This window comes from Methylocella tundrae, assembly GCF_901905185.1.
Classification (GTDB): Bacteria; Pseudomonadota; Alphaproteobacteria; order Rhizobiales; family Beijerinckiaceae; genus Methylocapsa; species Methylocapsa tundrae.
In genome coordinates, this window is the sequence record NZ_CABFMQ020000074.1 from 63,901 (window position 1) to 89,759 (window position 25,859).

Consider the following 25,859-nt stretch of genomic DNA (forward strand, 5'->3'; position numbering starts at 1 on the left):
AACGCCTGAAGGCGGCGGCTGTTATAAGACTGATGCTGGCGGAGCGGCCGATGGCGATGATCAAAAGGGTCGCGGTAACCCGCTTCCGCGCCAAGCGGGACGAGTTGCGCGACCCGCTTCTTTCCGTGCTCACCCTTTTGCTGATCCTGTTCCTTTTCGTGATCGTGCCGCTCCATGCCGCGGGAACGATCTCGGCCGAGGGTTACGGCTTCATCATCGTCCTTTTGCTCGCCAGCTGCGTGCTCATGCAGTCGACAAGATGGGTCGTGCTGGTGGTTCTGTTCAGCGGCGTCGCGCTGGCCGCCGCCGCCGTGGTCCTTCGTTCCCGATCCCCCTCGGCCGTCGACATCCTCCTTGAAGCGATTGCGTGGGTGATCATCGACATCGCGCTGATTTTCGTCATCGCCGGAGCGGTGTTTGCTCCCGGCCGCGTCACCTATCATCGCGTCAATGGCGCGGTGCTGCTTTATCTGACCATAGGCATGACTTTTGTCGGGCTTTACACGCTTGTCGGCCTGTGGTCTCCGAACGCGTTTTCCGGCCTCGTCGTCTATCACGAAAAGGGGATGGCGAGCAGCGTCATCTATTTCAGTTTTGTCACGCTGACCTCGGTCGGGTACGGCGACATCGCGCCGGTTCACCCAATGGCGCGCGCGCTCGCAAATCTCGAAGGGATTATCGGGCAGCTTTTTCCAGCGACCTTGCTCGCCCGCCTGGTGACGCTCGAACTGCAGGACCGCCACGATCGCCTCAAGGGCAAGGATTAGTTCCGGCGCGCGGTCCTGATCTGATAGGCGCCGTCCTGCGCGCGCACGAAGATTTCATCGACCTGCGGATGACGGATGGGGTCACCGGACGTGTCGGGCAATAAATTCTGCTCCGAGACATAGGCGATATATTCCGTTTCGGCGTTTTCCGCGAAGAGATGATAGAAGGGTTGGTCCTTGCGCGGACGAACCTCTTCGGGAATGGACTGCCACCATTCGTCGGTATTGGAAAAGACCGGGTCGACGTCGTAGATGATGCCCCGGAAGGGATACTTCCGGTGCCTGACCACCTGACCAATGCCAAACTTTGCGATAAGAGGCTTCATGACGTCTCGTCCGCACTCAAAATCGCCGCCGGACGCAGTCAAACCCGCGTCAGGACGAACTTTCCGGACATTATTCGGGTATCTGTCACTTGCGTCAATGTCAACTTGGCTGGCGCTGATCCCTGGAAGCGTTCCCTATGACTTCTCATCGTCTGCCGCCTGAACTTTTGAGCAATTCGGAAATGGCGGAGGCCGACCGGCTGACCATCGCCTCGGGGGTCCCCGGCTATGCGCTGATGGAGAACGCCGGGGCCGCGGTCGCCCTGGAGGCGAGCTGGCTCGCGCCGCGTCACGGACGCATCGTGGTCCTTTGCGGACCGGGCAATAATGGCGGGGACGGCTTTGTCGCCGCCCGGCTTTTGAAGGCGCGGGACTTTTCCGTCACGCTCGGATTGCTTGTCAGCATCGACGCGTTGCGCGGCGACGCCGCAGCCGCCGCCAGAGCCTGGAATGGCGAAATCACCGCCATCGAGGCGCTGGACCTCGACGCAGCCGATCTTGTCATCGACGCTTTGTTCGGGGCTGGCCTCGCCCGCGACCTTGACGGGCCGGCGCGGGCGGCCGTTGATCGCCTCAACGCCTTCTCGCGCGAGCGAAAAAAGCCGGTGCTCGCGGTTGACGTTCCCTCCGGCATTGACGGAACGAGCGGGCAGGTCCGGGGCGTCGCGGTGTGGGCCTCGAAAACCATCACTTTTTTTCGTCGCAAGCCGGGTCATCTGCTGCTGCCGGGACGGCTGCATTGCAATGAGACGATCGTCGCCGACATCGGGATCACTTCGGCGGTGCTTGATGTCGTGAGGCCGGCGACGCAGGCCAACGAGCCGGAGGTCTGGGGCGGCCTCTACCCGGTTCCCCGCATCGACGGCCACAAATACGCGCGCGGCCACGCCCTTGTTCTGTCCGGCGACCTCGCCCACACCGGCGCGGCGCGGCTTGCGGCTCGCGGCGCCTTGCGTGCGGGGGCCGGCCTCGTGACCATCGCGACGCCGAGGGAGGCGCTCGGCGCCCATGCGGCGGCGCTGACCGCGATCATGACGGCGGTGTGCGACGGTCCGGAGGAGCTCGCGGCGATCCTCGAGGACGGGCGCAAGAACGCCCTCGTGCTGGGGCCAGGGCTTGGCGTTGGCGCGGCGACCCGCGCCCTGACGCTTAGCGCGCTGGCGCCGGCATCGCGCGCCAAAATTCTCGACGCCGATGCGCTGTCGAGCTTCAAGGGCGACGCCTTTTCCCTGGCGCAGGCGATCAGGGGCTCGGGCGGCCCTGTCGTTTTGACGCCGCATGATGGCGAATTCGCCCGGCTTTTCGGCGATCTTTCCGCTGATGACGAGCGCCGCTGGCTGAAGTCGGACGCGGACCCAGAAACGCTGCAAAAGCGGCTCAACGGCCTGAGGTCTGTCTCGAAACTTGAGCGCGCGCGGGCGGCCGCCGCCCTCGCCGGCGCCATTGTGCTGCTCAAAGGCCCCGATACGGTGGTGGCGCATCCCGACGGGCGGGCAATGATCGACGATACGTCGCCGCCCTGGCTCGCAACGGCGGGGTCGGGCGATGTTCTTGCCGGAATGATCGCGGGCCTCTGCGCGCAATCCATGCCGCCTTTCGAGGCCGCCTCGGCCGCGGTCTGGCTGCATGGAGCGGGCGCACGCCATTTTGGTCCTGGGCTCGTGGCTGAGGATATACCCGAGAGCCTGCCGGCGGTCCTTCGGGCCCTTTTCCAGAGCTTCGGCTTGACCTTTCCTTGAGGCGCGGCGCGGAGTCGGGCTTCGCGCGGTCTCTACTTTGCCTGACTTTGCTCCAACAGTTGGCGCGGAAGTTGCGGACGTTCGAAGCAACAACCGGTCGTTAGAATGCCGACGCGGCTTTCGATGTCCCGATGAGGATATCGGCTGTCGCGAGAAGCGGCGGGACGTATGTCGGAAGACTCATGCGCGCACCTAATGAAATCGATTTCTGGCGCGGCTTTGCTCTTCTGACGATCTTCGTCAACCATGTTCCTGGCCTCTATTTCGAGCGCTTCACCTATCGCAACGTGTCGCTGTCGGATTCCGCGGAACTCTTCGTGTTCCTCGCCGGCTGGGCGATGCGCAAGCTGATCGACGGCCCCGTCGCCTCGCTATCGGCCGGCGCTCTCGTGTTCCGGCTCGAAAGCCGCGCCTTGCATGTCTATGTCGCCCAGACCGTCATCACCGAGATCGCGATCGCCCTTCTCGCAGCTTCGGCGCTGCTTTTCGACGCCCCGTTTCTTCTCGACTGGCACAACGCCTCGGCCGTCTTCAATGATCCCGTCCGGGCGCATGTGGGGCTTGTCCTGCTCACTCATCAGCTTGGCTATTTCAACATTCTGCCGCTCTATGTCGTCTTGGTGTTCGCCGCCCCTTTGATCGCGCTGACGCATCGCTTCGCGCCGCAGCTTCTGCTCCCGATCTCCTTTACGATCTACGCTTTCGCCTTGATAACGGGCGTCAATTTGCCCACCTGGCCGGTCGAGGGAACATGGTTCTTCAATCCGCTCTGCTGGCAGCTGATCTATTGTCTTGGCTTCGCGCTGGGCGGCAAGGACGGCCTTGGCGCTTTCGCCCGGCGCCATCGGCGCGTCCTCTGGTTCGTGGCGCTGCCGATCATTCTCGTGGGCGCAGTTGTCGCCTTGATGAATTTCTCGCCCAATCCGATCGCGGCCCCGGCGCCAAAGCTCGTGTTCATGTTTGACAAGACATTTCTGTCGCCGGCGCGGCTCATCCATAGTCTCGCGCTCACAGCTTTTTTCGCAGGCTCTTTCGTAACCATCCGGCAGGCGCTGCCCCTCCTTGCGAAATATTTATCCATGCTTGGGCGTAATTCGCTGAACGTCTTTTGCGCGGCGTCTTTGCTCAGCCTCATTTGCCAGATCTTCCGCTTTGTATACGGTGGACATATTGCAACAGATGCGCTGATCGTTATTCTCGGCGTATCGGTTATGGGCGTGGTTGCATGGGCTTCGGAATGGCGCGGAAGACTATCGGCGAATCCGCCCAAAAGGGCGCCCTCGCCCTAGCGTTCTGCGTCTGCGCCGCGCTTCCTTTGCGCGCCGAGGAGGCGCCGGCTCCCGTCGCCGCGCCGCCGCTCAGCCCCTCATGCGAGGTGCCGGCGGTCGATATCGCGACGCCTGCGTCGCTTCCCAATTTCGCGGCGGCGCTGCAAAAACATCAAGCCGTGCATATTCTGGCGATTGGCTCGTCCTCGACGGTCGGCATAGGATCCTCCGGCTCGAACAAATCCTATCCGTCACTGCTCGAGGCTATCCTTGAACATGCGCTGAAAGGCGTCGATATCATCGTCGTCAACCGCGGCTTGCCCGGCGAGGTGGCGGAAAGCACCTCTGAACGCATCAGGAACGAGGTCGCGTTGAGCAAGCCTGATCTGGTGCTGTGGCAGCTTGGGACCAATGACGCTCTCGCACGGGTTTCGCCTGCGGATTTCGAGGCGACCGTTCAATCCACCATTGAATGGCTGAAGGAAAACCAGGTCGACGTCGTGCTCGTCGGCCTCCAATATGCGCCCCGTCTCGCCCGCGATTCCAATTACGCGGCGATCCGCGACGCGCTGAAAAGCATCGCCGCCAAGGAAAATGTCCTCTACATCAGCCGCTACGACGCCATGCGGTTCATCGCCCAGACGCGCGCCAATCTGCAGCTGATGTCGCGCGACAATTTCCACCTGAACGATCTTGGCTATCAATGCATGGCCGAGCATGTGGCCCATGCCGTCATCATCAGCCTGTTCATGAAAAGAGTGCGGCCTCTGTCGAACTGACCGCACGCGCACTCGCACGCCGCGGCGCAGGCAAAGCTGGCTGGAACCGGAACAGCCCGCGCCGTGTTACAGGCCATCGGCCGCGACTGCGGCGAGCCGGCAGGCCAAGCCGCTTTTTTACCATCAACGCGCCAGCCTTTCGTGAGCGGGCAATCGAAAGGCTCCGATTTGACCAGCGATGAGCGCAACAGCCTCAGCCCGGCCTCGCAGCTGGAGGATCTTTCGGGCGCGGAAAAGGCGGCGGTCGCCGAGCAAAGCCACCCTAACGCTGCTCTTATCCATGAAACGATCCGCGCCGAAGGCGAAGCCGAACTTAATCGCACCAAGACCGCGCTGGTCCTGTCGGCCTTCGCGGCCGGGCTCTCGATGGGCTTCTCCATCGTGGTGCAGGGCGTGCTGCAGGCGAGCCTTCCCGACGCGCCGTGGCGGCCTTTGATCAGCTCCTTTGGCTATACGACGGGATTCTTGATCGTCGTGCTGGGGCGTCAGCAATTGTTCACCGAGAATACGCTGACGCCGATCCTGCCGCTGCTTCATAACCGGGACAGGAAAACGCTGATCAAGGTGGCGCGGCTTTGGTCGCTCGTGCTGGCGGCGAATATCGCGGCGACATGGATTTTCGCAGCCGCCCTCGCGCATTTCTCAATTTTCGACGCCGGCGTTCAGAAGGCTTTTGTCGAGATCAGCGTCCATGCGGTGCGCGGCTCTTTTGGAGCCGTCGTTCTGAAGTCGGTCTTCGCCGGCTGGCTGATCGCATTGATGGTCTGGATTCTCCCGGCCGTCGGCTCGGCGCGGCCGTTTATCATCATCATCATCACCTATGTCGTGGCCATTGCGGGCTTCTCTCATCTGATCGCCGGGTCGGTCGACGCCTTCTATGCGGTCGAAGCTGGCGAGGCGTCCTTTGCCGACTATGCCTTGCGCTTCTTTCTGCCGACGCTGCTCGGCAATGTGATCGGCGGCGTCGCCCTCGTCGCCGGCCTGAATTATGGTCAGGTCGCGCCTCAGCTTGCCGATCCGATCCTTCCCAGAACATGATGCCGGAAAGCTGCGGGTTGTCGGACCCGACCAGGCGCTAAAACGAAAGCTTGAAGAGCGGGAGCCGATTTTCGCTGGCGCGCGGCGCGCTCAGAGAGGCTGGACCGCCGCTCGCTGATCGCGCAAAGCCCGCGCAAGAGCGGCAAAGCCTTCAACGCCAATTTCTTCGGCGCGTGCGGTCGGCTCGATCCCGGCCGCGGCGAGAAGCGCTGCGATCTCGCGCACCGGCAAGGATTTCAGCGATTGCCGCAACATTTTCCGGCGCTGCCCGAAAGCGGCCCGCGTCACCTCCGAAAGCAGCCTCGCTTCGCAGGGAAGCGGCGCGGCGCGAGGGCGCAACTCGACGATGCTGGAGGTGACTTTCGGCGGCGGCGTGAAGGCGGAGGGCGACACATCAAACAGGATGCGGGTCTCACAGCGCCAATTGCACAGGACGGCAAGACGTCCATAGGCCGCGCGCTGGGATGGGGATGCGACGATGCGTTCGGCGACCTCGCGTTGAAACATCAAGGTCAGCCGGTCGAACCAGGGCGGCCAGACTTCGGCCTCGACCCAGCGCGTCAGCAAGGCCGTGGCGATATTGTAAGGCAGGTTGGCGCAAATCCGCGCCGGGCGCGCTTCGCCGACAAGAGCGCCAAGATCAATCTCGAGCGCGTCGCCGGCGATGACGTCGAGGCGGCCCGGATAGTGGGCCGCGATTACGGCGAGCGCCGCGAGGCAGCGCTCGTCGCGTTCGATGGCGACGACTTTTCTCGCTCCCTCGGCCAGCAGCGCGCGGGTCAAGCCGCCGGGGCCAGGTCCGATCTCGACGATGAGCGCGCCCTCGAGCGGCCCTGCCGCGCGCGCGATGCGGGACGTGAGATTGAGGTCGAAAAGGAAATTCTGTCCGAGCGCTTTCTTCGCGTCGAGCCCATGCGCGGCGACGATCTCTCGCAGCGGGGGGAGATCGTCTAACGGGCCGGGCATTCGTTCGCCAATCGCCCGGCCAACCGCAGAGCCTCGATGAGGCTCGAGGGATCGGCGACGCCCTGGCCGGCGATGGCGAAGGCCGTGCCGTGATCGGGCGAGGTCCGAATGAAGGGCAGGCCAAGGGTCACGTTGACGGCGTGAGCGAAGGCGATGGTCTTGATCGGGATCAGAGCCTGATCGTGATACATCGCAATAACGACGTCATAGGTCTTTCGGGCTTTGGCGTCGAACAGCGTGTCGGCTGGATGCGGACCCGAGACGTCGATCCCTGCGGCTTTCAGCTGTGCAAGCGCTGGAGCGATGACGTCGATCTCCTCGCGCCCCATCGCGCCTCCCTCGCCTGCGTGCGGATTGAGGCCCGTGAAGGCGAGGCGGGGATGCGCGAGGCCAAAACGCTGGCGGAAATCATGCGCCACGATGCGCCCGGTCTCGAAGAGAAGGTCCGTTGTCAGGCGGGCAGGGACGTCTTTCAGCGCAATATGGATCGTCGCGGGAACGACGGCGAGTTCGGGCGACCACAACAGCATGACAGGGCGTACGCTGGACTGATACAGCCGCTCGGCCAGAGCGCCGAGGAATTCGGTGTGCCCGGGATGCGGAAATCCGGCGCGATAAAGAACCTCTTTGGCGATCGGGTTGGTGACGATCGCGGCGGCCGCGCCCGTTCTGACAAGGTTCACACAGGTCTCGATGGAGGCGATCGTTCCGGCGGCGTCCTCGGCGTGGGGCGAGCCGGGCTTGCCCTTGACCGTCAGCTTCGAGTCGAGCACCGGCAAGGCCCGTCGGAACAGGGCGGCCGCGTCCGTCGCAGCGCCGATCGGCTCGATCGGAACGGCAAGCCGCAGCCGCTGCGCCAGCACCGCGAGATGATCCGGCTCGGCGGCGATCAGGAACGCGGGCGCCTCCGGATCCTGATGCATCGCGGCCCAGGCCTTGAGGGCGAGCTCGGGACCGATGCCGGATGGATCGCCGCGGGTCAGCGCGAGAATGGTCTTTCCATGCGGCTCGCCGGTCATCAAGGCTGTTCTCTCAAGGAGACGCTTTCACGACGACGGCTCTTGCGCGCAATTCCTTCAGGCGTCGTGCGGAGTCCTCGGCGATATGGGCGGCGAGCAGCCTCTGCGCGATGGCCTGGCGCACGGCGGTGTCGTCCTTGGCGGGGCCTTTGCTGCAAACGGCGACCATCTCGAATCCGTTGGCCGAGCGCTGAGGCGGCGTTAAGTGGCCGACAGGCGTTTTGTCGAGCAATTGCTTGAGCGAGTCATTGATCTCGTGGGAAGTTCGCGTCAGGGGATCGCGCACGGTCACGTCGTTGATTGCGCGGGCGATGGGAACGCCCGTCGCGCAATCGGAAAAGCGTGCGCGCAGCTGTTCGACCTCATGCGCGCGGGCGCTGACGGCGGCGGGAGTTGCTGTCGTCGGCAGCGCGAAGATGATCTGCTGCACGGTATAGGCGGTGCCGGCGGCGGCCTTGCCGCCTGCCTTTGCGAGTTCCTCACGAACCTGCGTCTCGCTCGCCTCGACGCCCTTGTTCAGCGCCTGCACGAGAATGCCAAAGGCGAGATTGGCGCGAAAATACGCCTGAAAATGATCTTGCGAGACGCCCGCGCGCTGAAGCTCAGCTATCAGCGCCTCGGGCTGCACTTTCATTTCCTGGGCAACCCTGACGATCTCCTGCGGAAGATCGGAAACCTTTGGATTGACGCCGTATTTTTCCGCCTCGTGGATTTCAAGGCGCTCGGTGAACAGGCTTTCGATCGCCGCTTCGCGCGTCGCTGGCTTGCGCAGCACGCGCAGCAGCTTCATGCGCTGATCAATGTCGATATTGGTGATGGGATCGCCATTGATGCTCGACACGATCGTTTGAGCGTGAACCGGGCGGGCGGCGAGGAGCGATACTCCGGCCAGCGCCGCCATCAGGAGACAGGTTCTGAAAAGAGCGCCGGCGCAGGGGCCGGCCTTACGCACATCATTCATTCTCCGCATCAAGCCCGATTCCCATTTTTTGCAGCGGCGTCGCCGCGCGTCGGCGAACCGGCGCGGCGGCGGTCAGTATTTCACGCCGTCAAGCGCGGCGGTGTTGTTGAAGCTTTCACTGAGTTTGGTGCCGCCAAGGGTCCGCAATTGCAGTTGTAACAGGACTGTCTGGTTACGAATAAGAGCGCCATTGCCATTGTCCTGATAAATCGAAGAATAATTCACCGAGAAAGTAGTGCAATCATCGTTATAGCCGGCGCCCATGCCAAACGCGGCGATGGCGAAAGGACCGGGGCTCGTATAGCCGATGAGAGCAGCAGGATAGAACTGACGGCTCATGTCAAAGGTAATGTTTCCCTGAGCGAAATAGTTGTCGCTGATCTTATAGCGCGAATTCAGGGAAAGACCCTCCCGGCGCACATAATATCCGATCACCGGCTGGGCCTGGTAATTTGCATATTGGATTCCCCCTGTCCAGGCGCCGAGGTTATAGTTGCCGACAAGGTCGATGCGCCTTGGCTCGAAGGTGTTTACGTCGAAGCGGCTTTTGGCGGTGAATGAGAACGCGGAGTTGGGGGCGATCGAAAGCGCGCCGACGTAGTCGGAAGCCCTCGTGTCGAGGCCCGAGCTCAGCCCGACATTGGCGGCGTCCGCCGTCGCATAGGAATTGGTGCCGGCGACCTGATAGGATTGGCCGCCGATGACGTTGATGTAGCCGCCGTCTTTGAAGTTCAGCGTGAACTGGCCTCCGTAATTGGCTCTCATGCCGGTCTCAAAGCGGTCGTAGCCCGAATATTTATTCCAATCAAACAAAGTCGACTCGTCGAAGACGAGGCTTTGCGCGTCGAGATTGACGTTGGAAAAAGCGCCGATCGGATTGTTCGGGCGCATGATGATCTGCGCGATCGGCTCGACAGTGACCGAGCCAAAGCCAAGTTTTGCGAAGAATGGATAGCGATATTCAAGCCCGACGCCGGGCACGAACGCGCCGTAGAAGCTCACGTCCCGGTTGCCGAGGAAGTTCAGCTGAGACGAATTGCTGAACGTCGAGGAGCCGAAACTCGACGAAAACGTATAGGAATTCGTGGTGTTGAGATCGAGCCACTCGCCGTTGACGTGCGCGAAGGCGAAAGGCGTCCAGACCTCGCCGATCGGGTCGATCAGCTTGCGCTTCCAGGAAATATCCACCGTCGTCCGCGTATATTCGCCGCCGACGCCGCGCAGAAGACATTTGCCGGCGACGGTGCCCGGCACATAATTGGTGCAGACGTTATACATTTGATAGGCGTTGTCGAGCACCTGCGTGCCGACGGACTGATAGCTCGCGGCGGCGGCGGAAAGGCTCGTCAGGTTGAAGTCGGCCTCAACCTCGCCGCCGATCCCCCAGGAATTTGCCGGATCGATGTCTATCGTTTTGTTGTAATCCCAGACCGGGTGGGCGAGCGGCTGCTGCGGCTGGAAGTCGTGCGTCGACAGACCTTCGAAATAATAGCCGCGCAGGTCGAAATAGCCGCGATTGCTCTGGCCGGTCAGATAAACCGTCGAGGTCGTCTCGGCGATATAATTGGACGAAAGTGTCTGGCTCGGGACGTTGTAATCATTCAGGAACCATTTATCCGACAGCAGCGTGAACGCCCAGCCGAATTTCCATTGATCGGCGATGGCGAGTTCGCCCGCGCTCTCGAACGATCCGCGCAGCGTCTGGTTGCCGGCGCCCCACGGGGACGTCGGGAAAAAGCTCGGGTTCATCTGCGAGATGCCGTTCGCCCTGATGTAATATTGGCCGATGTCGAAGCGCTGGCGCCATTCTCCGCTGGCGAGGAAGCCCTGCTTTGACAGGGCGGTCGGCGTGAACGTCAAATCATAGTCGGGCGCGAGCGCCCAAAAGATTGGAATGCCGACGCCATAGCCGAGCGTCGACCTGTCGATGAGATGCGGCGACAGAATGCCGGATTTGCGCGTGACCGTGGGATCGGGCGCCGAAAAGAACGGCACATAGGCGAGCGGAACGCCGAGGAACTCGAGCGAAGCGTCCTCGTAATAAATCATCTGCTCGTCGTTCTTGTGGACGATGCGCTTGGCGCGCACCCGCCACAGCGGCGGCTTGTCGGGGCTGCCTGTGCAGGCGGCGCAGGCGGTATAGGTGCCTTTGTTGAAAACGGTGGTGTCGCCCTCGATGCGCTCGGCGTGCGGCGCGCTGAAAAAGGTCTTGTCCGAGGTGTCGGCGCGCAGGCTTTCGATGAATCCGTCGCGAAAATCGTCGGTCAGGTCGAATTGATCGCCGTGCAGGATGCTGCCGTCGGTTTCGGTGAGCTTGGCGTGACCTTCGGCTAAGACGCGGCCGGTCTTGCGGTCATAGGTGACGCGGTCGGCTTCGAGAACGCGGCCCTTATAATAGACGCGCGCATCGCCGACGGCGGCAACCGTATTCTTCACCGTATCGTAGCGAAGTTCGTTCGCCTCGACGAACATCTTGTCGGGCGGCTGGCCGGCCGGCGGCTGCGGCGCCCGCTCCGTCGCCGCGATGGCGGCGGGGGCGCTGACGGCGGCGAGGCAAAGGAGGGCAAGGAGGGCGGCGAGCGACGCCCGCGCCGGGGAACGCTGGGGCGGCGCCGAAGCGAGGGCGTGGAAAATCCGGCCCCGGACAGGGCCAAACAAGCCGCGAAGGCCAGATACGCAAGCCCGCGCGCCATTGGGGCAAAAACGCCGCCCCATCAACCATCCTCCTGATTCAGCAACGCGAGCGCGCCGAGCATGCTGGCGACGATGGCGGGAGACCACGCAGCGACAGGCGCGCTGAGCAATCCGGCTCCGCCGAGGTCGCCGACAAGCTTAGTCGCCACATAAAGCACGAAGCCCGTCGCCACGCCACCGCCAACCATCTTGCCGATTCCACCAAAACGGAAAAATCTTAAGGAAAAGGCCGCGGCGATCAAAACCATCGCCACGAACAGCAGAGGCCGCGCCAGAAGCGACTGAAATTGCAGTTTAAAGCCTGTCGAGTCGAGGCCCGCCCTGTCGGTCTCCCGGCGCATCGCCTGCAGGTCCCAAAATGGCACGGAGTCCGGCGCCACCGGCCCCTTCGCCACTTGCTCTGGCGTCAGATTGGTGGCGAGAAGATAGGCGCTGACTTCTTGTATTTCTTCTCCCGGCATGAAAATGCGCGCATTTTCGAGCCGCCAGACCCCCGGCTGGAGCTCTCCGCGCCTCGCTTCCACCTCGGCCTCGAACTTGCCGCGCCGATCGTAGACATAGGCCGTCACGGAGGCGATATGCGAGCCGTCGCGGGAAGCAGACTTGGCCTTGATGATCGCTTCACCGTCGACCCCTTTTTGCCGGAGCCAAATTCCTGATTCGGGGTCCGCTTGGGTCACGCGGCCGAAGATCTGCGTCTCGATTCGGTCGGCGCGTTGCTTCATCATGGCCGAGACCGGATTGAACAGCGTGACGGAGCCAACGCCGATGATGATGGCGATCGCCACGGGCGGGACGAGAAAGCCCCAAACCGAAACGCCGACGGCGCGCGCGACGAGGAGCTCCAGCTTGCGCGTCAGGTCGAGAAACGCCGCCATGGCGCCGCACAGGACGCAGAACGGCATCAACTGTTCCGAGGCGGAAGGCGCGCGCAACAAGGACAGAACCGCGACCGAGCGCGTCGAAGCGCCTACCATGTCATTGGTGCGGCGTAGCATTTCCACGAAATCAACGACAAAGATCATGCCGCAGACGGTCAGAAACACCGCCATGATCAGGGTCAGAAAACGGGCTGAAAAATAGCGGCCGAGGGTCCAACCAATCATCGCGCCGCGAATCCGTCCGCGCGCGCAACAACAGGGCATGCCGCGCCCTGGCGGCGGCAATCGCCGGGCGCGGGGCCGATGGGGTTGGCAGCGTCAACGGTGATGCTCGACATTTTGAAACTCAAACCCGTACCGCCCCGCGCCCAATTTGCTACAATGCAGCCGCCGCCGCCAGTCATCTCGCCCCTGTTGGAGCTGTTGCGCTGCGATATTTCCCATCCCGTGACCTTCGCATCACAGATCGCCCTCCGCCGGCGAACCGTCGAGAAAGACACGACCGCGCCTCTTGGCGCAAAAGCGGGCTTTTGCCCTTTTGCTTTGGAGCCGGCGTGACTAAAGTCGAAGCTCACGGCAATTTTTCGGCGCGGCCCCGCCGCCAGGGCGACGGCCAGGCGGCGCGGGCTGCCCTTGCTGAACCGCTCACGGTCCGACATATGCGTATGAAAAGGCATTTTCAATGCGAGTTTGATATGACCTGAACCAGTTTCCCCGTTCTTTCGCATGATTTACGCCGTCGAGTTCGGCTCCCGTCGAGGACGCCGTGAGCGCGGCGGTCACGCTTTTTTGAGGATCAAATGTCGCAGTCCGTGAAAATCGAATTTGCCGCGCTGGCTTCGTTGACCGGCGCCCGGCCGCAGCCCGACGCCAAGACGGCGGCCCAACCCGCGAAAGGCGCGCAATCGCTGGTGGTTTTCAGCGGACCTGACTTCAAATTCGGCGATGCGACGCTGAAGCTGCTCGGCGCCGATGGGGAAGCTCTGATTCGCAAAGCCGCCGCCGTCGCCAGGTTCAAGGGCAAGGCTTCGACGGCGCTCGACATCATCGCTCCGGCCGGGATCGCGACTGATCGCCTGCTCGTCATCGGAGCGCCGGGCCCGCAAGCCGAGGCAAGCGAGCGCAACGACGCCGATTCGCCGGAGGCGGCCAAGATCAAACCCGCCGCTCCCGCGCCCGTCGATTACGCCAATCTCGGCGGTTTTGTCCTTGGCAAGCTGGGTCGCGGCGGCGCGGCGACAATTGTCTTCGATCCGCCGGACGCGCCGGCCGATCCGGCCGCGGCGGCCGCCGAATTCGCGCTAGGCGCTCAGCTGCGCGATTATCGTTTCGACCGCTACAAGACCAAGAAAAAGGACGATTCCGACGACAATGGATCGAGCGAACTCGTGCTCGCCGTCGCGGACCCCGCCGCCGCGCGCGGCGAAGCGAGGCGTCGCGCCGCCGTCGCGGAAGGGGTTCTTACCGCGCGCACCCTCGTCAACGAGCCCGCCAATGTGCTCTATCCGGAGGAGTTCGCCAGTCGCGCGCGGGAGCTCGAAAAGATCGGCGTCGAGGTCGAGATTCTCGATGAGCCCGCCTTGAAGGCGCTGCGCATGGGGGCGCTCCTTGGGGTTGGCCAGGGGTCCGCCCGGCAAAGCCGCGTCGTCGTCATGCGCTGGCGCGGAGGAAAGGGCTCCTACAAGGGCAAGGCCCAGCCGGTCGCCTTCGTCGGCAAGGGCGTCACCTTCGACACCGGCGGCATTTCGATCAAGCCGGCCGGCGGCATGGAGGATATGAAGGGCGACATGGCGGGCGCCGCCTGCGTCGTCGGCCTCATGCAGGCGCTCGCCGCCCGCAAGGCCAAGGTCGACGCCGTCGGCGTCGTCGGCCTCGTCGAAAACATGCCGGGGCCGGAAGCGCAGCGCCCGGGCGATATCGTGACGTCCATGTCGGGGCAGACGATCGAGGTCATCAATACGGACGCCGAAGGCCGTCTCGTACTCGCCGACGTGCTGTGGTATGTGCAGGACCGTTTCAAGCCGAAATTCATCGTTGACCTCGCGACGCTGACCGGCGCCGTGCTGGTCGCCCTTGGCCAGGAGCACGCCGGACTTTTCACCAACGACGACGATCTTGGCGAGAAGCTGCTCGCCGCCGGCAAGGCGACGGGGGAAAAGCTCTGGCGGCTGCCGCTCGCCCCGGCCTATGACAAGCTGATCGACTCGAAATTCGCCGATATGAAGAACACCGGCGGGCGTCACGCGGGCTCGATCACCGCCGCGCAGTTCCTGCAAAGATTCGTCAATGGCGCGCCTTGGGCGCATCTCGACATCGCCGGCACCGGCATGAGTTCGCCGGCGAGCGACGTCAATCAGGGCTGGGCCTCCGGCTTTGGCGTCCGGCTTCTGGACCGGCTCGTCTTCGACAATTACGAGGCGAGCGCGGACAAGGCATGACCCTGATGGCGTCGGAGCCCATGCCGTAATGGAGATCTGGTTCTACCACCTCCAGCGCCAAAGCCTCGACCAGGCGCTTCCCGGCCTCATCGAGAAATCGCTCGAGAGAGGCTGGCGCGTCGTCATCCAGGCGCGAAGCGAAGAGCGGCTGGAGGCGCTGGATCAGTGGCTCTGGACTTATTCCGACGCCAGCTTTATCGCGCATGGCCGCGCCGCCGACGGCGATGTCGAATCGCAGCCGGTCTATCTTTGCACGGGGGCGGAAAATCCGAATGGCGCGGCGGCGCGCTTCTTTGTCGAGGGGGCGCAGATTGCCGCCTCGCTCGGCGATGATGCGGCCTATGAACGCGCGATCGTCGTCTTCGACGGAGCCAATGAGGACGAGCTTGCCGCCGCCCGGCTGCAATGGAAAGAGCTGAAGGAACGGGGCTTTGCTTTGACCTATTGGCAGCAGAGCGAGGCCGGGCGCTGGGAAAAGAAGGCCTGAACGCGGCCGCGCCTCAATCCCTGAAAGGAAAAGCAGCATGAGCGGATTTTCGTCCGATCCCGGCTTTGCCGAGCGCCGCGCCAGGGCGCGGATCGAGCTCGACGCGATCGATCCGGCCAAAGGGGCGGCGCCAGACGCCTCCGATCCGCTGCGAAGGGGCTGGTTCGAGGCTGTCTATGCCCTTGCCGAAAATGATGCCGCGCGGGTGCCCTGGGCCAATCTTTCGCCCCATCCGCTCACCCGATCTTTCGTCGATTTGCAAATCCGCGGCCTCGAAGGGCTTTGCGCGCTCGACGTCGGCTGCGGCCTTGGCGACAATGCCGAGTGTTTTTCCGCCGCCGGCGCTGACGTTACGGCTTTCGATCTGGTCGAGGAAGCCGTCCAATGGGCAAAACGGCGTTTTCCAGATAGCAAAGTCGCCTACAGCGCGGAGGATCTCTTCAAAGTCCCTCCCGAGTGGCGCGAGAAATTCGATCTTGTCCATGAATGCTACACTTTGCAGGCCCTGGCGCCAGAACTCCTGCCGAAGGCGCTCGCCGCTCTCGCCTCGCTTCTTGCGCCAGATGGAAAACTTCTGGTGATCGCGCGGGCGCGTGACGAGGACGCGCCAGCCTCGGGGCCGCCCTGGCCGCTGCCGCCGTCAATTTTCGCAGAAGCCGAACGCCACGGCTTGCGCAGGATCGTCATCGAGGACATCGCCGCGACGGCGGAGGTTCCAATCCGCCATTGGCGCGCCCTGCTGCGCCGCTCCGACGCGGCTTGATGGGCGCCTTGCGCGGCGCATCCGATGCGCCCATCGCCCCAGAGTCTGAAGATCGCGCGATCAGAGCCGGCTTCATCGACGCGCGGGCGCGGCGCGAATATTTTCAGCTGGCGCTGGCCGCTTTTCTCGTCTCTTTCATGTATTCGCACGCCGCGCTGCTCGCCGTGGTCTTCGCCCGCGAAGGTTTCGATCTTCATACGGTCGGGCTTTTGCTCTCGCTCTACGCATTTCCGGTCATTCTTTTCACCTTTTTGTCCGGCGCTGTGGCCGCGCGCATTGGCGTTCTCAACACCTGCCGGGTCTCCGTGGCCCTCATGGTCGTCGGCTTTTTCAGCCTGCGTTATACCGCGGGCGCGTTCTGGCCGGCGCTCGCCTCCCGTCTCGTTCAGGGCGTCGGGCAGGGGCTCTTGCTCAGCTCCTTCGTCACCTATGGGCAGAGCCGCCTCAATGCGCGCAAGTTCGTCTATCTGAACGGGCTGTTTTCGAGCATGTTCGCCGTGGCTCAGGCCTTCGCGCCGCCATTCGGCGCCTTTATCCTGAATAAGTTCGGCGCTCCGGCGATGTTTCTGGAAGGCGCCATTCCCGCCTGTCTCGGGCTTGCGCTCACCTTCGGCGTCCGGCCGATCCCGCGCCCGCGGCAGGCGCGCGCGCTCAATTTTCTGGGCGGCCTGCGGCGCAGCCGCATCCCGGCTTTTTTTGCCGTTTTCGTCAACGGAACGATGTTCGGCTTCACAGCCGCCTATCTCGCCGCCTTGTTGCAGGCGAAGGCGCTGCCGATCGGCGCGTTTTTCTTCGCCTCGACGACAACCCTTTTCGCCAGCCGCTTTCTTGCGATGGGCATTTTCGAGTCTCTCGACCGGCGCGTTCTCGTCGCCGGCGGATTTCTGGCGCAGGGCGCGGGCTTCGTGCTTCTCGCCTACGCCGGACAATCATGGCTGATCGTCGTCTCGGGCGTGCTTTTTGGCATAGGCTATAGCGTGGTCTATCCGGTCCTGTCCGCCTGGATGAGCGAAGGGGTCGAGCCGGCCGAGCGCGCCGGCCCGCAGGCGCTGCTCAATACAGCGTTCAACATCGGCATTTTCCTGATGCCCTATCCGCAGGCGCTGCTCATCGGCGCTTTCGGCTATGGCGCGACGGCGATGTTCTTGGCCGCTCTCGCCATTTTCGCGGCCCTCGCGATGTTCGCGCTGAGGTTTTTCCCGGGCGAGGCGTAGTCAGCCCGCCCCCAGCAATCTTATCGCTTCGGCGCGCTCGAAAATATTGAGCAAAAGGCGCAGCGCCTCGCCGTTCTCTCCTTCGAGCCGGGGATTTTCCGCGACGATGCCTTGCGCCTGCCGGCGCGCCTCGGCCAGCAGATCCCCATGCGCGGCGGGGTCAGCGAGGCGAAAGCCCGGCAGGCCGGACTGTTTCGAGCCGAGCACCTCGCCTTCGCCGCGCAAGCGCAAATCTTCCTCGGCGATGCGGAACCCATCCTCGCTCTCGCGCAGAATTTCGATGCGGGCCTTCGCGGTCTCGCCGAGCGGGCCTTTATAGAGAAGGATGCAGGACGACTTCGCCGCGCCGCGTCCGACCCGGCCGCGCAGCTGATGCAATTGCGCGAGGCCGAAGCGCTCGGCATGTTCGATGACCATGATGCTGGCCTTCGGCACGTCGACGCCGACCTCGATCACCGTCGTCGCCACCAGAATTTTCGTCTCTCCGCCAGCGAAGGCGGCCATGGCCGCGTCCTTGTCGCGCCCTTTCATCCTGCCGTGGACAAGGCCGACCTCGTCGCCGAAGAATTGGCGCAGATCCGCGAAACGCTCCTCGGCGGCGGCGACGTCGAGAAGTTCGCTTTCCTCGACCAGCGGGCAAACCCAGAAAGCCTGCGCGCCAGTCTCCAACGCCCCGCGCAGCCGCTCGACGAGTTCGCCGATTCGCTCGGCCGGCAGAGCCCGGGTCTCGATCGGCTTGCGGCCAACAGGCTTTTCGCGGATCAGCGAGACGTCCATGTCGCCGAAATAGGTGAGTACGAGGCTGCGCGGGATCGGCGTCGCGGTCATCACCAGAATGTCGGCGCGCTCGCCTTTTTCGCCGAGCGCCAGACGCTGATGCACGCCGAAACGATGCTGCTCGTCGACCACGGCAAGGCCGAGATCGTGGAAGGCGACGCTCTCCTGAAACAGCGCATGGGTGCCGATGATGATGTCGATCGCGCCCGAGGCCAGCGCCTCGAGCGTTTTGGCCCGCCCGGAGCCCTTGTCGCGGCCAGTGAGCAGCGCGAGCCTCAGTCCGGCGGCGCCGGCGAAGGCGCCGAGCGCGGCAAAATGCTGGCGCGCCAGAATTTCCGTCGGCGCCATCAGGGCCGCCTGCCGCCCGGCTTCGACGCAGGACGCCATGGCGAGCAGCGCGACGACCGTTTTGCCAGAGCCGACGTCGCCCTGCAGCAGCCGCAACATGCGCGCCTCGCTTGCGAGATCGGCGCGGATTTCCGCGAAGGCGTCTTTCTGCGCGTCCGTCGGCGTAAAGGGCAGGGTATTGAGGATTTTATCAACGAGGCGCCCGTCGCCCGCGTTGGCGCGGCCCGGCGCGCGCCGCGCTCTTGCGCGCATCAGCCCCAGCGCGAGCTGGCCGGCGAGCATTTCGTCAAAGGCGAGGCCTTTGCGCGCCGGCGCGTCGGGCGCGATTTCTTCCGGCGTCTGCGGGCGATGCACGCGGCGCAGGGCCTCGGTGAAAGAGGGCAGAGCGGGAGCGGGGCGCCACTCCGGCAGCGCGGGCAAGCGAGCCAATGCGCCCTCGATGGCCTTTGAGAGAAGCCGCGATGAGAGCCCTTCGGTCAAAGGATAGATCGGCTCGACGGGCGCCAGTTTGGCGAGGCCTTCGGCGTCGAGAATCCGGTCAGGGTGAACCATCTGGCGATGGCCGTCCCAGAGTTCGAGCTTGCCGGACACCCAGCGCCGCGCGCCGACGGGCAGGCTTTTCTCGATCCACTGATGATTGGCGAGGAAAAACACGAGCAGAACATCGCCGGTCTCATCCTCGATCAGCACGCGATATGGACCCTTCGCGCGGGGCGGCCGGTGCTCAATGATCGTTCCCTCGATCACCACCACCGTATTCAGCGGGGCCTCGGTGATCTTCGGCCGGTTGCGGCGATCGAGGACGCCGACCGGCAGATGGAACAGGAGATCGAGAACGCGCGCCTCTTTGCCGCCCTCCGCCAGCAGCCGGTCGAGCAGCTTGCCGGTTTTGGGCCCAACGCCCGGCAGGCTTGCGGCCGAGGCGAAGAGGGGGTTCAGAATCGATGGGCGCATGGGGTCGATGCTCAGCGGGTTTCCCGCTTTATGCGCCGCCCGCCGCCGGGGAGGCAATGATCCTATCGGGACGCATCGGACGGCCCGCCGCGCGGACCCTGTTCGACGGTAGTGAGTTGTTCCACGCGCTTGCACAAGCAGGCGGGCCGCCTGTGCAAGTGCTCATCGACTCCTCGGCGGTGAAGGCGCATCGCTGGCCAGCGGCGGCGAAGGGGGAGAAAAATCAGGCCATCGGCCGCTCGCCTTTATGCTCACCGGCGGCCACGTCGCCGACTGCACGGCGGGCGCGCATTTATTGGAAAAGCTTTCCGTCTGCGAAATCCTGCACGGCCCTAAGGGCTACGATAGCGACGCCATCGGCCGGCAAGTCGAGGAGCGCGGAGCTATGCCGAACATCCCGCCCAAGGCCAATCGCAAATGGAAGAACTGCTTCTCTATCGAAACCGGAACGCCATCGAACGCATGTTCTGCCGTCTGAAAGATTTCAGGCGCGTGGCTACGCGCTATGACCGAAACGCCATAAACTTCCTCACCACAGTCTGCATGCGCTGCAAGTATCGCGCGGGCGAGGGGAAGATTGTTTTTGAGCGCGCTTGATGAGCAACGGGCAAAATTCCGATGCAAATAGTGATAGACCGATGACGAAGTGTGACATCGCGTCACATCCGGTCTGAAAACTCTTCACTGCTGTAAATCCGCCACACCATTCCAAAATGCGACCTTGAATCGCCGTCAGGTTGCAATTTGAAATTGCAACCGCACGCAAACCACGTAGCCTCCATCACATTCGCGTTATCTCTGATATCCAAAAGGAGTGGCACCTCATGTTACGTCGCCTGTTACTCGCTTCGGCTGGCGCGATCGCGCTCGCCGGATCGGCCTTCGCCGCCGATCTTCCCTCCCGCGCTCCGCCGCCGGTCTATGTGCCGCCGGTCCCGATCTTCACCTGGACCGGCATCTATGTCGGCGCCCAGATCGGCTACGCCTGGGGCACGTCCAACATCAATGTCACCGATAGCTTCGGCGACTTTGCAAGCTTCCAGAGCAGTAACAGCGGCGTCATCGGCGGCGGCCACATTGGCTACAATCTGCAGTTCAACCAGTTCGTGGTCGGCCTCGAGGGCGACGTTGAGGGAACCAGCCTCAGCAAAACCAGGTCGGGCAGCCCCTTCTTCGAAGGATTTGGTTCTGTGCCGGTCACGGTGTCCACCAAAGCGGACATTATGGGTTCGATCCGCGGCCGCGTCGGCTACGCCTGGGATCGCGTCCTCCTCTACGCCACCGGCGGCGTCGCCTTCGCGGGCGTCGGAGGCACCATTTACGGGCCCTTTGGCGGCCAGGTTAGCTCCTCGTCGACCCGCGTCGGCTGGACTGTCGGCGGCGGGCTTGAATACGCCGTCACCAACAACTGGTCGATTCGCGCCGAATACCGTTACGCGCAATTCGGTCATTCCAGCTTTGCCGCCGACAACGCCTTCGCCACTCCCGGCCTGGCCGCGCTCGGCGTTATCGCCAGTCGCACGACCAACCTGAACCGCGTGGAGGTCGGGGTCAGCTACAAGTTCGACACCGCCGCTCCGGTGCCGGTCGTTGCCAAATACTAAAGAACCACACGTCAACTTTCAGGGTGAGAAGCAGAAGGCTCGGCGAATGGTTCGCCGGGCCTTTCTCTTGCGTAAGACCATCAAACTGACGCATTGTCTATGGCGTTCGCAGCCCAGCCGGCATGACCCAGCAGCGCCGTTCTGCGTCGGTAGCCGTAGCGGCCATAGGCCTTGGCCAGTTCGATGATGTCGACGGTCAACTGCCCGCAATCTCAAACTAGATGAAAGAGCCGCGCGATGCCTATAATTTCATGGAGGTCGAGGCCGCATATTGTTTCGACGACCATTTCGCATTTATCGCCTACGACAGCGACAAACTTTGGATCTTCGACGCTGGAGCCCTGACGTATCGCAAAATTCAGGCGCCATTTTCGCTCGCGTCTATCCACACGATGACAGGGGACGAAAAAAAGCCTACGCTATCTTCGACAACCGGTACTCAAGTCAGCATAATCCCGATGTGCCGCCGTTCGAACTCGCGGCATTCCGATCTAGCCGCGGAGACGGCGGTCAAGAGCAGTTTCGCGCCCGTGGAGGCGGTGCTTCTCGCCGCGGGCTTCGAGCCGGGCGGGATCACGTTGCAGCCGAACGCGAGGGGGCGCATCATCGCCAGCGACGCTAGGAAAGCCGCGCTGCTCGAATTTTGCCAGTAAAACAGTAAACCAGTAAACAAGGCGCCCCGCCTGCGCGTCACGCGGGGGCTTGCCGGCGTGCCGTCCGAGCGCTCCACGCATTATACCGCCGCCGGAAAGGGCTGACAGTTGTGCGCGCAAAGACTATATGGCTGCGGGGAGTTCCGCGCGCGGCGGGGAAACGCCTTGAAGACCGGAGATCCATCCATGTCCGTCCCGCAAACGGCTGACGTGACCGTCGACGCAAGACGCCGGCGCATCAAATTTCGCTCGTGGCATCGCGGCATGCTGGAAACCGATCTCCTGCTCGGCCGTTTCGCCGACGCCGAGGTGGAGCGTCTGAGTGAGAATGAGCTCGATGATTTCGAGGCGCTGCTCGAGGCTCTCGACCGCGATGTGTTCAGCTGGGCGACCGGCGAAGCGCCAACGCCCGAGGCCTATGATACGCCGCTGTTCCACAGAATCGTCGCTTTCCATGCCGGTTTTGATCCTGCGAACGTCTGATCGCTTTTTTACTCCCTGACGCTTGCGCCAGGAAAAACGCTTGAATTGATTTTGCAACGTGGCTGATCTTAAACGTGCGCTCGCCGAACTCGCCAAAGGCGGCTCGCTGACGCTTTCCTCCCTGACCGATGGTTTTGACGCCTTTTGCGCCGCCGATCTGACGCGCGCGCTCGCAAGGGAGGCGGAGGATCGCGCCGTCGTGCTGGTGCATGTCGCGCGCGACAGCCAGCGCGCCGCGGCCTTTACCGAGGCGCTGTCTTTCGCAGCGCCCGACATCGAAATCCTCGATTTTCCGGGCTGGGACTGCCAGCCCTATGACCGGGTTTCGCCCAACGCCTCGGTCTCCGCGAGGCGCATGATCGTTCTGTCGCGCCTCGCCCGTTCGCGTTCGAGCGTCGAGCGCCCGCGCATTTTGAGCACGACCGTCAAGGCGCTGGTCCAGCGCGTCGCGCCCATTCAGCAGATGGCGGCGGACACGTTTTCGGCGGCGCCCGGCAATGTCGTCGATATGGACGCGCTGACGCTGTGGTTGGAGACCAATGGCTTCGCTCGGGCCTCCAGCGTGCGCGACGCCGGCGAATATGCGGTGAGAGGCGGCATTCTCGATCTTTTCGCGCCCGGCATGGCGCAGCCCGTGCGCCTCGATTTCTTCGGCGACACGCTGGAATCGATCCGCGCTTTTGATCCTGAATCGCAGCGCACGATGTTTCCCTTGCGCGGGCTCGACCTCGTGCCGATGAGCGAGGTGCAGCTCACAAGCGACACGATGCGGCGCTTCCGGCAGGCCTATGTCGCGAATTTTGGCGCGCAGACGCGCGGCGACGCGCTCTATGAAGCGATCAGCGAAGGGCGCCGGCACCCCGGCTATGAGCATTGGCTGCCGCTGTTCTACGACCACCTCGACACAATTCTCGATTACGCCGGTCGCGCGCCGCTGATTCTCGATCCGCTCGCCGATGAGGCGGCGCATGAGCGCATCGCGCTGATCGCCGACTATTACGACGCGCGAAAGAGCGCCCATGACGCTGACCCCGTCCATTCCAACTATAAGCCGCTGAAGCCCGACCAGCTCTATCTCTCCGAGGCGGAGTGGAAGCAGCGCCTTGGCGGCGCGCGCGTGATCCGCACGACGCCCTTTGCTCAGCCGGAGGGCGCGCGCGGCCTTGTCATCGACTGCGGCTCGAAGCCGGGGCGGAGCTTCGCGCCGGAACGGGCCGATGAAAGCGCCAATGTTTTCAGCGCGGCGGTCGAGCATGTCCATGCGCTTCAGGCGCAGCAGAAGCGCGTGATCGTGGCGGCGTGGTCCGACGGCTCGCGCGAGCGTCTCTCCCATGTCCTCGTCGATCACGGCCTTGCCAACCCGGCGCCGGTTTCCTCGCTGGCGCAGGCGCTCGAGCTGCCGCGCGCAAGCGTCGCTCTGGCCGTCATCGGCCTCGAGGCGGGGTTCGAGGCGGACGACCTCGTCGTCATCGGCGAGCAGGATATTCTCGGCGACCGCCTGCTGCGCGCCCGCAAGAAAGCCCGCAAGGCGCAGGACTTCCTTAGTGAAGTCGGCGCGCTGACGGCGGGCGATATCGTCGTCCATGTCGATCATGGCATCGGCCGCTTCATCGGCCTGCAGACGATCGAGGCGGGCGGCGCGCCGCATGACTGCCTCGAACTGCATTACGCGGAAGGGGCGAAGCTTTTTCTGCCGGTGGAGAACCTCGAGCTTCTGTCGCGCTACGGCTCCGAGGACACCGAGGTCCAGCTTGATCGCCTCGGCGGCGGCGGCTGGCAGAAGCGCAAGGCGAAGATGCGCAAGCGCATCCTCGAAATGGCGGCGGGCCTCATCAAGATCGCCGCCGCGCGCCAGACCAAGGCGGCGGCCAAGCTCGCCCCGCCCGAGGGACTTTACGCCGAATTCTGCGCCGGTTTCCCCTATGATGAGACGGACGATCAGCTCGCGACGATCGAGGCCGTGCTGGAAGACATGGCCTCGGGCCGGCCGATGGACCGGCTCGTTTGCGGCGACGTCGGCTTCGGCAAGACGGAAGTCGCGCTGCGCGCCGCATTCGCCGCGGCGATCGAGGGCAAGCAGGTCGCCGTCATCGTGCCGACGACGCTTCTGGCGCGTCAGCACTACAAGAATTTCTCCAACCGCTTCGCCCATCTGCCGATCAAAGTGGCGCAGATGTCGCGCATGGTCAGCACGGCCGAGCTCAAGGCCGCGAAAGCCGGCGCCGCCTCGGGCGACATCGACATCATCGTCGGCACTCATGCGGCGCTCGGCAAAGGCGTCGAGTACAAGGATCTTGGCCTTGTCGTGATCGACGAAGAGCAGCATTTCGGCGTCAAGCACAAGGAGCGCCTGAAAGAGCTGCGCGCCGAGGTGCATGTCCTGACGCTTTCGGCGACGCCGATCCCGCGCACCCTGCAGCTGGCTCTGACAGGGGTGCGCGAACTTTCGATCATCGCGACGCCGCCGGTCGACAGGCTGGCGGTCAGAACCTTCATCACGCCATTCGATACGCTGCTGGTGCGCGAGGCCCTGCTGCGCGAGCGCTATCGCGGCGGCCAGAGCTTCTACGTCTGCCCAAGGATCGACGACATAGAGGAGGCCGCGGCCTTCCTGCGCCAGCATGTGCCCGAAGTTAAATTCGTCATCGCGCATGGCCAGATGGCCGCGACCGAGCTCGAAGACAAGATGGCGGCCTTCTACGATGGCCAGTATGACGTGCTGCTCTCGACGGCGATCGTCGAATCCGGCCTCGACATTCCAACCGCCAACACGCTGATTGTGCACCGCGCCGATATGTTCGGGCTCGCGCAGCTCTATCAATTGCGCGGGCGGGTCGGGCGCTCGAAGATCCGCGCCTATGCGCTGTTCACCGTTCCCGCCGATCGCGCCATGACGCCGCAGGCCGAAAAGCGGCTGAAAGTGCTGCAGTCGCTCGATACGCTGGGGGCCGGCTTCCAGCTTGCGAGCCATGATCTCGACATCCGGGGCGCCGGCAATCTGCTCGGCGACGACCAGTCCGGCCATATCAAGGAAGTTGGCTATGAACTGTATCAGCAAATGCTGCAGGAGGCGGTGGAAGCCTTGAAGGCCGGCATAGCGGAGCCTGTGGACGAGGCTTGGTCGCCGACGATCACGCTTGGAACGCCGGTGACGATCCCCGAGGATTACATCGCCGATCTCCCCTTGCGGCTCGGCCTCTACAGGCGTCTTGCGGGTCTTGAGACCGACGAGGAAATCGAGAGCTTCGCCGCGGAGATGATTGATCGCTTCGGGCCTCTGCCGCCGGAAGTCGAGCAATTGATGAAGCTGGTCTCGATCAAGGTTTTGTGCCGCAAGGCCCATGTCGAGAAGGTCGACGCCGGGCCAAAGGGCGTCATCATCTCGTTCCGCGACAATTCCTTCGCCAATCCGCAAGGGCTCGTTCGCTATGTCGCCGAGCAGGGCCGCGACGCCAAAGTGCGGCCGGATATGAAGATCGTTTTCGCGCGCGATTTCGACGAGGTGAAGGACCGGCTCGAAGGAACGCGGCAAATCATGCGCGCGCTTGCCGCCATCGCAGTGAAGAAGGCGGCTTGAGCTGGTCGCAGCGGGGCGTCATTTGCGCGTCCCGGCGTCGATCGATGTGATTCCCCTAAACATTCGCGCCGAGGCGCGCTATATAGGGGATTAAGCCCAAGCGCCAGCCAGCGCCCTGGAGGG

20 protein-coding genes and 1 pseudogene are annotated in these 25,859 nt (G+C 63.5%); 14 read left to right on the top strand and 7 right to left on the bottom strand.

The window, feature by feature from the left end; translation table 11 throughout:
• Positions 1–50 precede the first annotated feature (50 nt).
• On the top strand, positions 51–767 hold the full coding sequence (locus MPC4_RS07240) for a potassium channel family protein (protein WP_244628894.1): 717 nt from the start codon (positions 51–53) through the stop codon (positions 765–767).
• Here the strand turns inward: MPC4_RS07240 and hspQ are convergent.
• A complete protein-coding gene (gene hspQ, locus MPC4_RS07245) occupies positions 764–1,093 on the bottom strand; it encodes a heat shock protein HspQ (RefSeq protein WP_134491585.1) in 330 nt (109 codons plus the stop codon). The genes MPC4_RS07240 and hspQ overlap by 4 nt on opposite strands.
• 137 nt (positions 1,094–1,230) lie before the next feature.
• Between hspQ and MPC4_RS07250 the strand changes: the two genes are divergently transcribed.
• From MPC4_RS07250 to MPC4_RS07265, 4 genes are all read left to right on the top strand, one after another.
• On the top strand, positions 1,231–2,832 hold the full coding sequence (locus MPC4_RS07250; protein ID WP_174511929.1) for an NAD(P)H-hydrate dehydratase: 1,602 nt from the start codon (positions 1,231–1,233) through the stop codon (positions 2,830–2,832).
• Positions 2,833–3,014: 182 nt separating this feature from the next.
• Entirely contained in the window at positions 3,015–4,121 is a 1,107-nt protein-coding gene (locus MPC4_RS07255) for an OpgC family protein (RefSeq protein WP_174511930.1), read from the top strand.
• Positions 4,070–4,879 (top strand): SGNH/GDSL hydrolase family protein, encoded by an 810-nt coding sequence (locus MPC4_RS07260; RefSeq protein ID WP_244628895.1) that lies wholly within the window; start codon positions 4,070–4,072, stop codon positions 4,877–4,879. The genes MPC4_RS07255 and MPC4_RS07260 overlap by 52 nt, the downstream gene beginning before the upstream one ends.
• Positions 4,880–5,047: 168 nt before the next feature.
• A complete protein-coding gene (locus MPC4_RS07265) occupies positions 5,048–5,917 on the top strand; it encodes a formate/nitrite transporter family protein (RefSeq protein ID WP_174511932.1) in 870 nt (289 codons plus the stop codon).
• 90 nt (positions 5,918–6,007) lie between these two features.
• Here MPC4_RS07265 and rsmA read toward each other — a convergent pair whose 3' ends face one another.
• From rsmA to lptG, 5 genes are all read right to left on the bottom strand, one after another.
• The gene (gene rsmA / locus MPC4_RS07270) at positions 6,008–6,883 is read right to left on the bottom strand and encodes a 16S rRNA (adenine(1518)-N(6)/adenine(1519)-N(6))-dimethyltransferase RsmA (protein WP_174511933.1); all 876 of its coding nucleotides are present in this window, start codon (positions 6,881–6,883) and stop codon (positions 6,008–6,010) included.
• A complete protein-coding gene (gene pdxA, locus MPC4_RS07275; RefSeq protein ID WP_174511934.1) occupies positions 6,868–7,902 on the bottom strand; it encodes a 4-hydroxythreonine-4-phosphate dehydrogenase PdxA in 1,035 nt (344 codons plus the stop codon). Before pdxA ends, rsmA begins: the two co-directional genes overlap by 16 nt.
• 13 nt (positions 7,903–7,915) lie before the next feature.
• Positions 7,916–8,863 (bottom strand): hypothetical protein, encoded by a 948-nt coding sequence (locus MPC4_RS07280; RefSeq protein ID WP_174511935.1) that lies wholly within the window; start codon positions 8,861–8,863, stop codon positions 7,916–7,918.
• Between the two features lie 72 nt (positions 8,864–8,935).
• Positions 8,936–11,578 (bottom strand): LPS-assembly protein LptD, encoded by a 2,643-nt coding sequence (locus MPC4_RS07285; protein WP_174511936.1) that lies wholly within the window; start codon positions 11,576–11,578, stop codon positions 8,936–8,938.
• Positions 11,578–12,663, bottom strand: a complete 1,086-nt coding sequence (lptG, locus tag MPC4_RS07290; protein ID WP_134491606.1) for an LPS export ABC transporter permease LptG — start codon at positions 12,661–12,663, stop codon at positions 11,578–11,580. Before lptG ends, MPC4_RS07285 begins: the two co-directional genes overlap by 1 nt.
• A 575-nt stretch (positions 12,664–13,238) precedes the next feature.
• On the opposite strand from lptG, the gene MPC4_RS07295 reads away from it, so the two are divergent.
• The 4 genes from MPC4_RS07295 to MPC4_RS07310 are packed head-to-tail and all read left to right on the top strand — an operon-like array spanning position 13,239 to position 17,340.
• Positions 13,239–14,876 (top strand): leucyl aminopeptidase, encoded by a 1,638-nt coding sequence (locus MPC4_RS07295; RefSeq protein ID WP_174511937.1) that lies wholly within the window; start codon positions 13,239–13,241, stop codon positions 14,874–14,876.
• Positions 14,877–14,904: 28 nt separating this feature from the next.
• Positions 14,905–15,363, top strand: coding sequence for a DNA polymerase III subunit chi (locus MPC4_RS07300; RefSeq protein WP_174511938.1), 459 nt, complete (start codon positions 14,905–14,907; stop codon positions 15,361–15,363).
• A gap of 37 nt (positions 15,364–15,400) precedes the next feature.
• Positions 15,401–16,126 carry a class I SAM-dependent methyltransferase gene (locus MPC4_RS07305; RefSeq protein ID WP_174511939.1) on the top strand — a complete coding sequence of 242 codons (726 nt, stop codon included), beginning with the start codon at positions 15,401–15,403 and terminating at the stop codon, positions 16,124–16,126.
• Positions 16,126–17,340, top strand: a complete 1,215-nt coding sequence (locus MPC4_RS07310; protein WP_134491614.1) for an MFS transporter — start codon at positions 16,126–16,128, stop codon at positions 17,338–17,340. Before MPC4_RS07305 ends, MPC4_RS07310 begins: the two co-directional genes overlap by 1 nt.
• Here MPC4_RS07310 and recG read toward each other — a convergent pair whose 3' ends face one another.
• Positions 17,341–19,419, bottom strand: a complete 2,079-nt coding sequence (gene recG / locus MPC4_RS07315; protein ID WP_174511940.1) for an ATP-dependent DNA helicase RecG — start codon at positions 19,417–19,419, stop codon at positions 17,341–17,343.
• Between the two features lie 47 nt (positions 19,420–19,466).
• On the opposite strand from recG, the pseudogene MPC4_RS21175 reads away from it, so the two are divergent.
• The 5 genes and pseudogenes from MPC4_RS21175 to mfd form a co-directional block, all read left to right on the top strand.
• Positions 19,467–20,016: pseudogene (locus MPC4_RS21175) on the top strand (transposase); the annotation flags it as partial.
• Positions 20,017–20,243: 227 nt separating this feature from the next.
• Positions 20,244–21,023 carry an outer membrane protein gene (locus MPC4_RS07330; protein ID WP_174511942.1) on the top strand — a complete coding sequence of 260 codons (780 nt, stop codon included), beginning with the start codon at positions 20,244–20,246 and terminating at the stop codon, positions 21,021–21,023.
• Positions 21,024–21,244: 221 nt separating this feature from the next.
• Positions 21,245–21,676, top strand: coding sequence for a hypothetical protein (locus MPC4_RS07335; protein ID WP_174511943.1), 432 nt, complete (start codon positions 21,245–21,247; stop codon positions 21,674–21,676).
• Between the two features lie 186 nt (positions 21,677–21,862).
• Complete coding sequence (locus tag MPC4_RS07340; RefSeq protein ID WP_174511944.1) at positions 21,863–22,159, top strand: FAD assembly factor SdhE; 297 nt, start codon at positions 21,863–21,865, stop codon at positions 22,157–22,159.
• A gap of 58 nt (positions 22,160–22,217) precedes the next feature.
• Positions 22,218–25,736, top strand: coding sequence for a transcription-repair coupling factor (mfd, locus tag MPC4_RS07345; protein WP_174511945.1), 3,519 nt, complete (start codon positions 22,218–22,220; stop codon positions 25,734–25,736).
• Positions 25,737–25,859 lie beyond the last annotated feature (123 nt).

Bases quoted from the DNA above. Each gene is read 5' to 3' on its own strand.
- MPC4_RS07285 (WP_174511936.1), bottom strand. From the start codon at position 11,578: ATGGGGCGGCGTTTTTGCCCCAATGGCGCGCGGGCTTGCGTATCTGGC.
- rsmA (WP_174511933.1), bottom strand. From the start codon at position 6,883: ATGCCCGGCCCGTTAGACGATCTCCCCCCGCTGCGAGAGATCGTCGCC.
- MPC4_RS07280 (WP_174511935.1), bottom strand. From the start codon at position 8,863: ATGAATGATGTGCGTAAGGCCGGCCCCTGCGCCGGCGCTCTTTTCAGA.
- MPC4_RS07340 (WP_174511944.1), top strand. From the start codon at position 21,863: ATGTCCGTCCCGCAAACGGCTGACGTGACCGTCGACGCAAGACGCCGG.
- pdxA (WP_174511934.1), bottom strand. From the start codon at position 7,902: ATGACCGGCGAGCCGCATGGAAAGACCATTCTCGCGCTGACCCGCGGC.
- MPC4_RS07240 (WP_244628894.1), top strand. From the start codon at position 51: ATGGCGATGATCAAAAGGGTCGCGGTAACCCGCTTCCGCGCCAAGCGG.
- MPC4_RS07260 (WP_244628895.1), top strand. From the start codon at position 4,070: ATGGCGCGGAAGACTATCGGCGAATCCGCCCAAAAGGGCGCCCTCGCC.
- lptG (WP_134491606.1), bottom strand. From the start codon at position 12,663: ATGATTGGTTGGACCCTCGGCCGCTATTTTTCAGCCCGTTTTCTGACC.
- MPC4_RS07255 (WP_174511930.1), top strand. From the start codon at position 3,015: ATGCGCGCACCTAATGAAATCGATTTCTGGCGCGGCTTTGCTCTTCTG.
- MPC4_RS07300 (WP_174511938.1), top strand. From the start codon at position 14,905: ATGGAGATCTGGTTCTACCACCTCCAGCGCCAAAGCCTCGACCAGGCG.
- MPC4_RS07330 (WP_174511942.1), top strand. From the start codon at position 20,244: ATGTTACGTCGCCTGTTACTCGCTTCGGCTGGCGCGATCGCGCTCGCC.
- MPC4_RS07250 (WP_174511929.1), top strand. From the start codon at position 1,231: ATGACTTCTCATCGTCTGCCGCCTGAACTTTTGAGCAATTCGGAAATG.
- hspQ (WP_134491585.1), bottom strand. From the start codon at position 1,093: ATGAAGCCTCTTATCGCAAAGTTTGGCATTGGTCAGGTGGTCAGGCAC.
- MPC4_RS07295 (WP_174511937.1), top strand. From the start codon at position 13,239: ATGTCGCAGTCCGTGAAAATCGAATTTGCCGCGCTGGCTTCGTTGACC.
- MPC4_RS07305 (WP_174511939.1), top strand. From the start codon at position 15,401: ATGAGCGGATTTTCGTCCGATCCCGGCTTTGCCGAGCGCCGCGCCAGG.
- recG (WP_174511940.1), bottom strand. From the start codon at position 19,419: ATGCGCCCATCGATTCTGAACCCCCTCTTCGCCTCGGCCGCAAGCCTG.
- MPC4_RS07335 (WP_174511943.1), top strand. From the start codon at position 21,245: ATGAAAGAGCCGCGCGATGCCTATAATTTCATGGAGGTCGAGGCCGCA.
- MPC4_RS07310 (WP_134491614.1), top strand. From the start codon at position 16,126: ATGGGCGCCTTGCGCGGCGCATCCGATGCGCCCATCGCCCCAGAGTCT.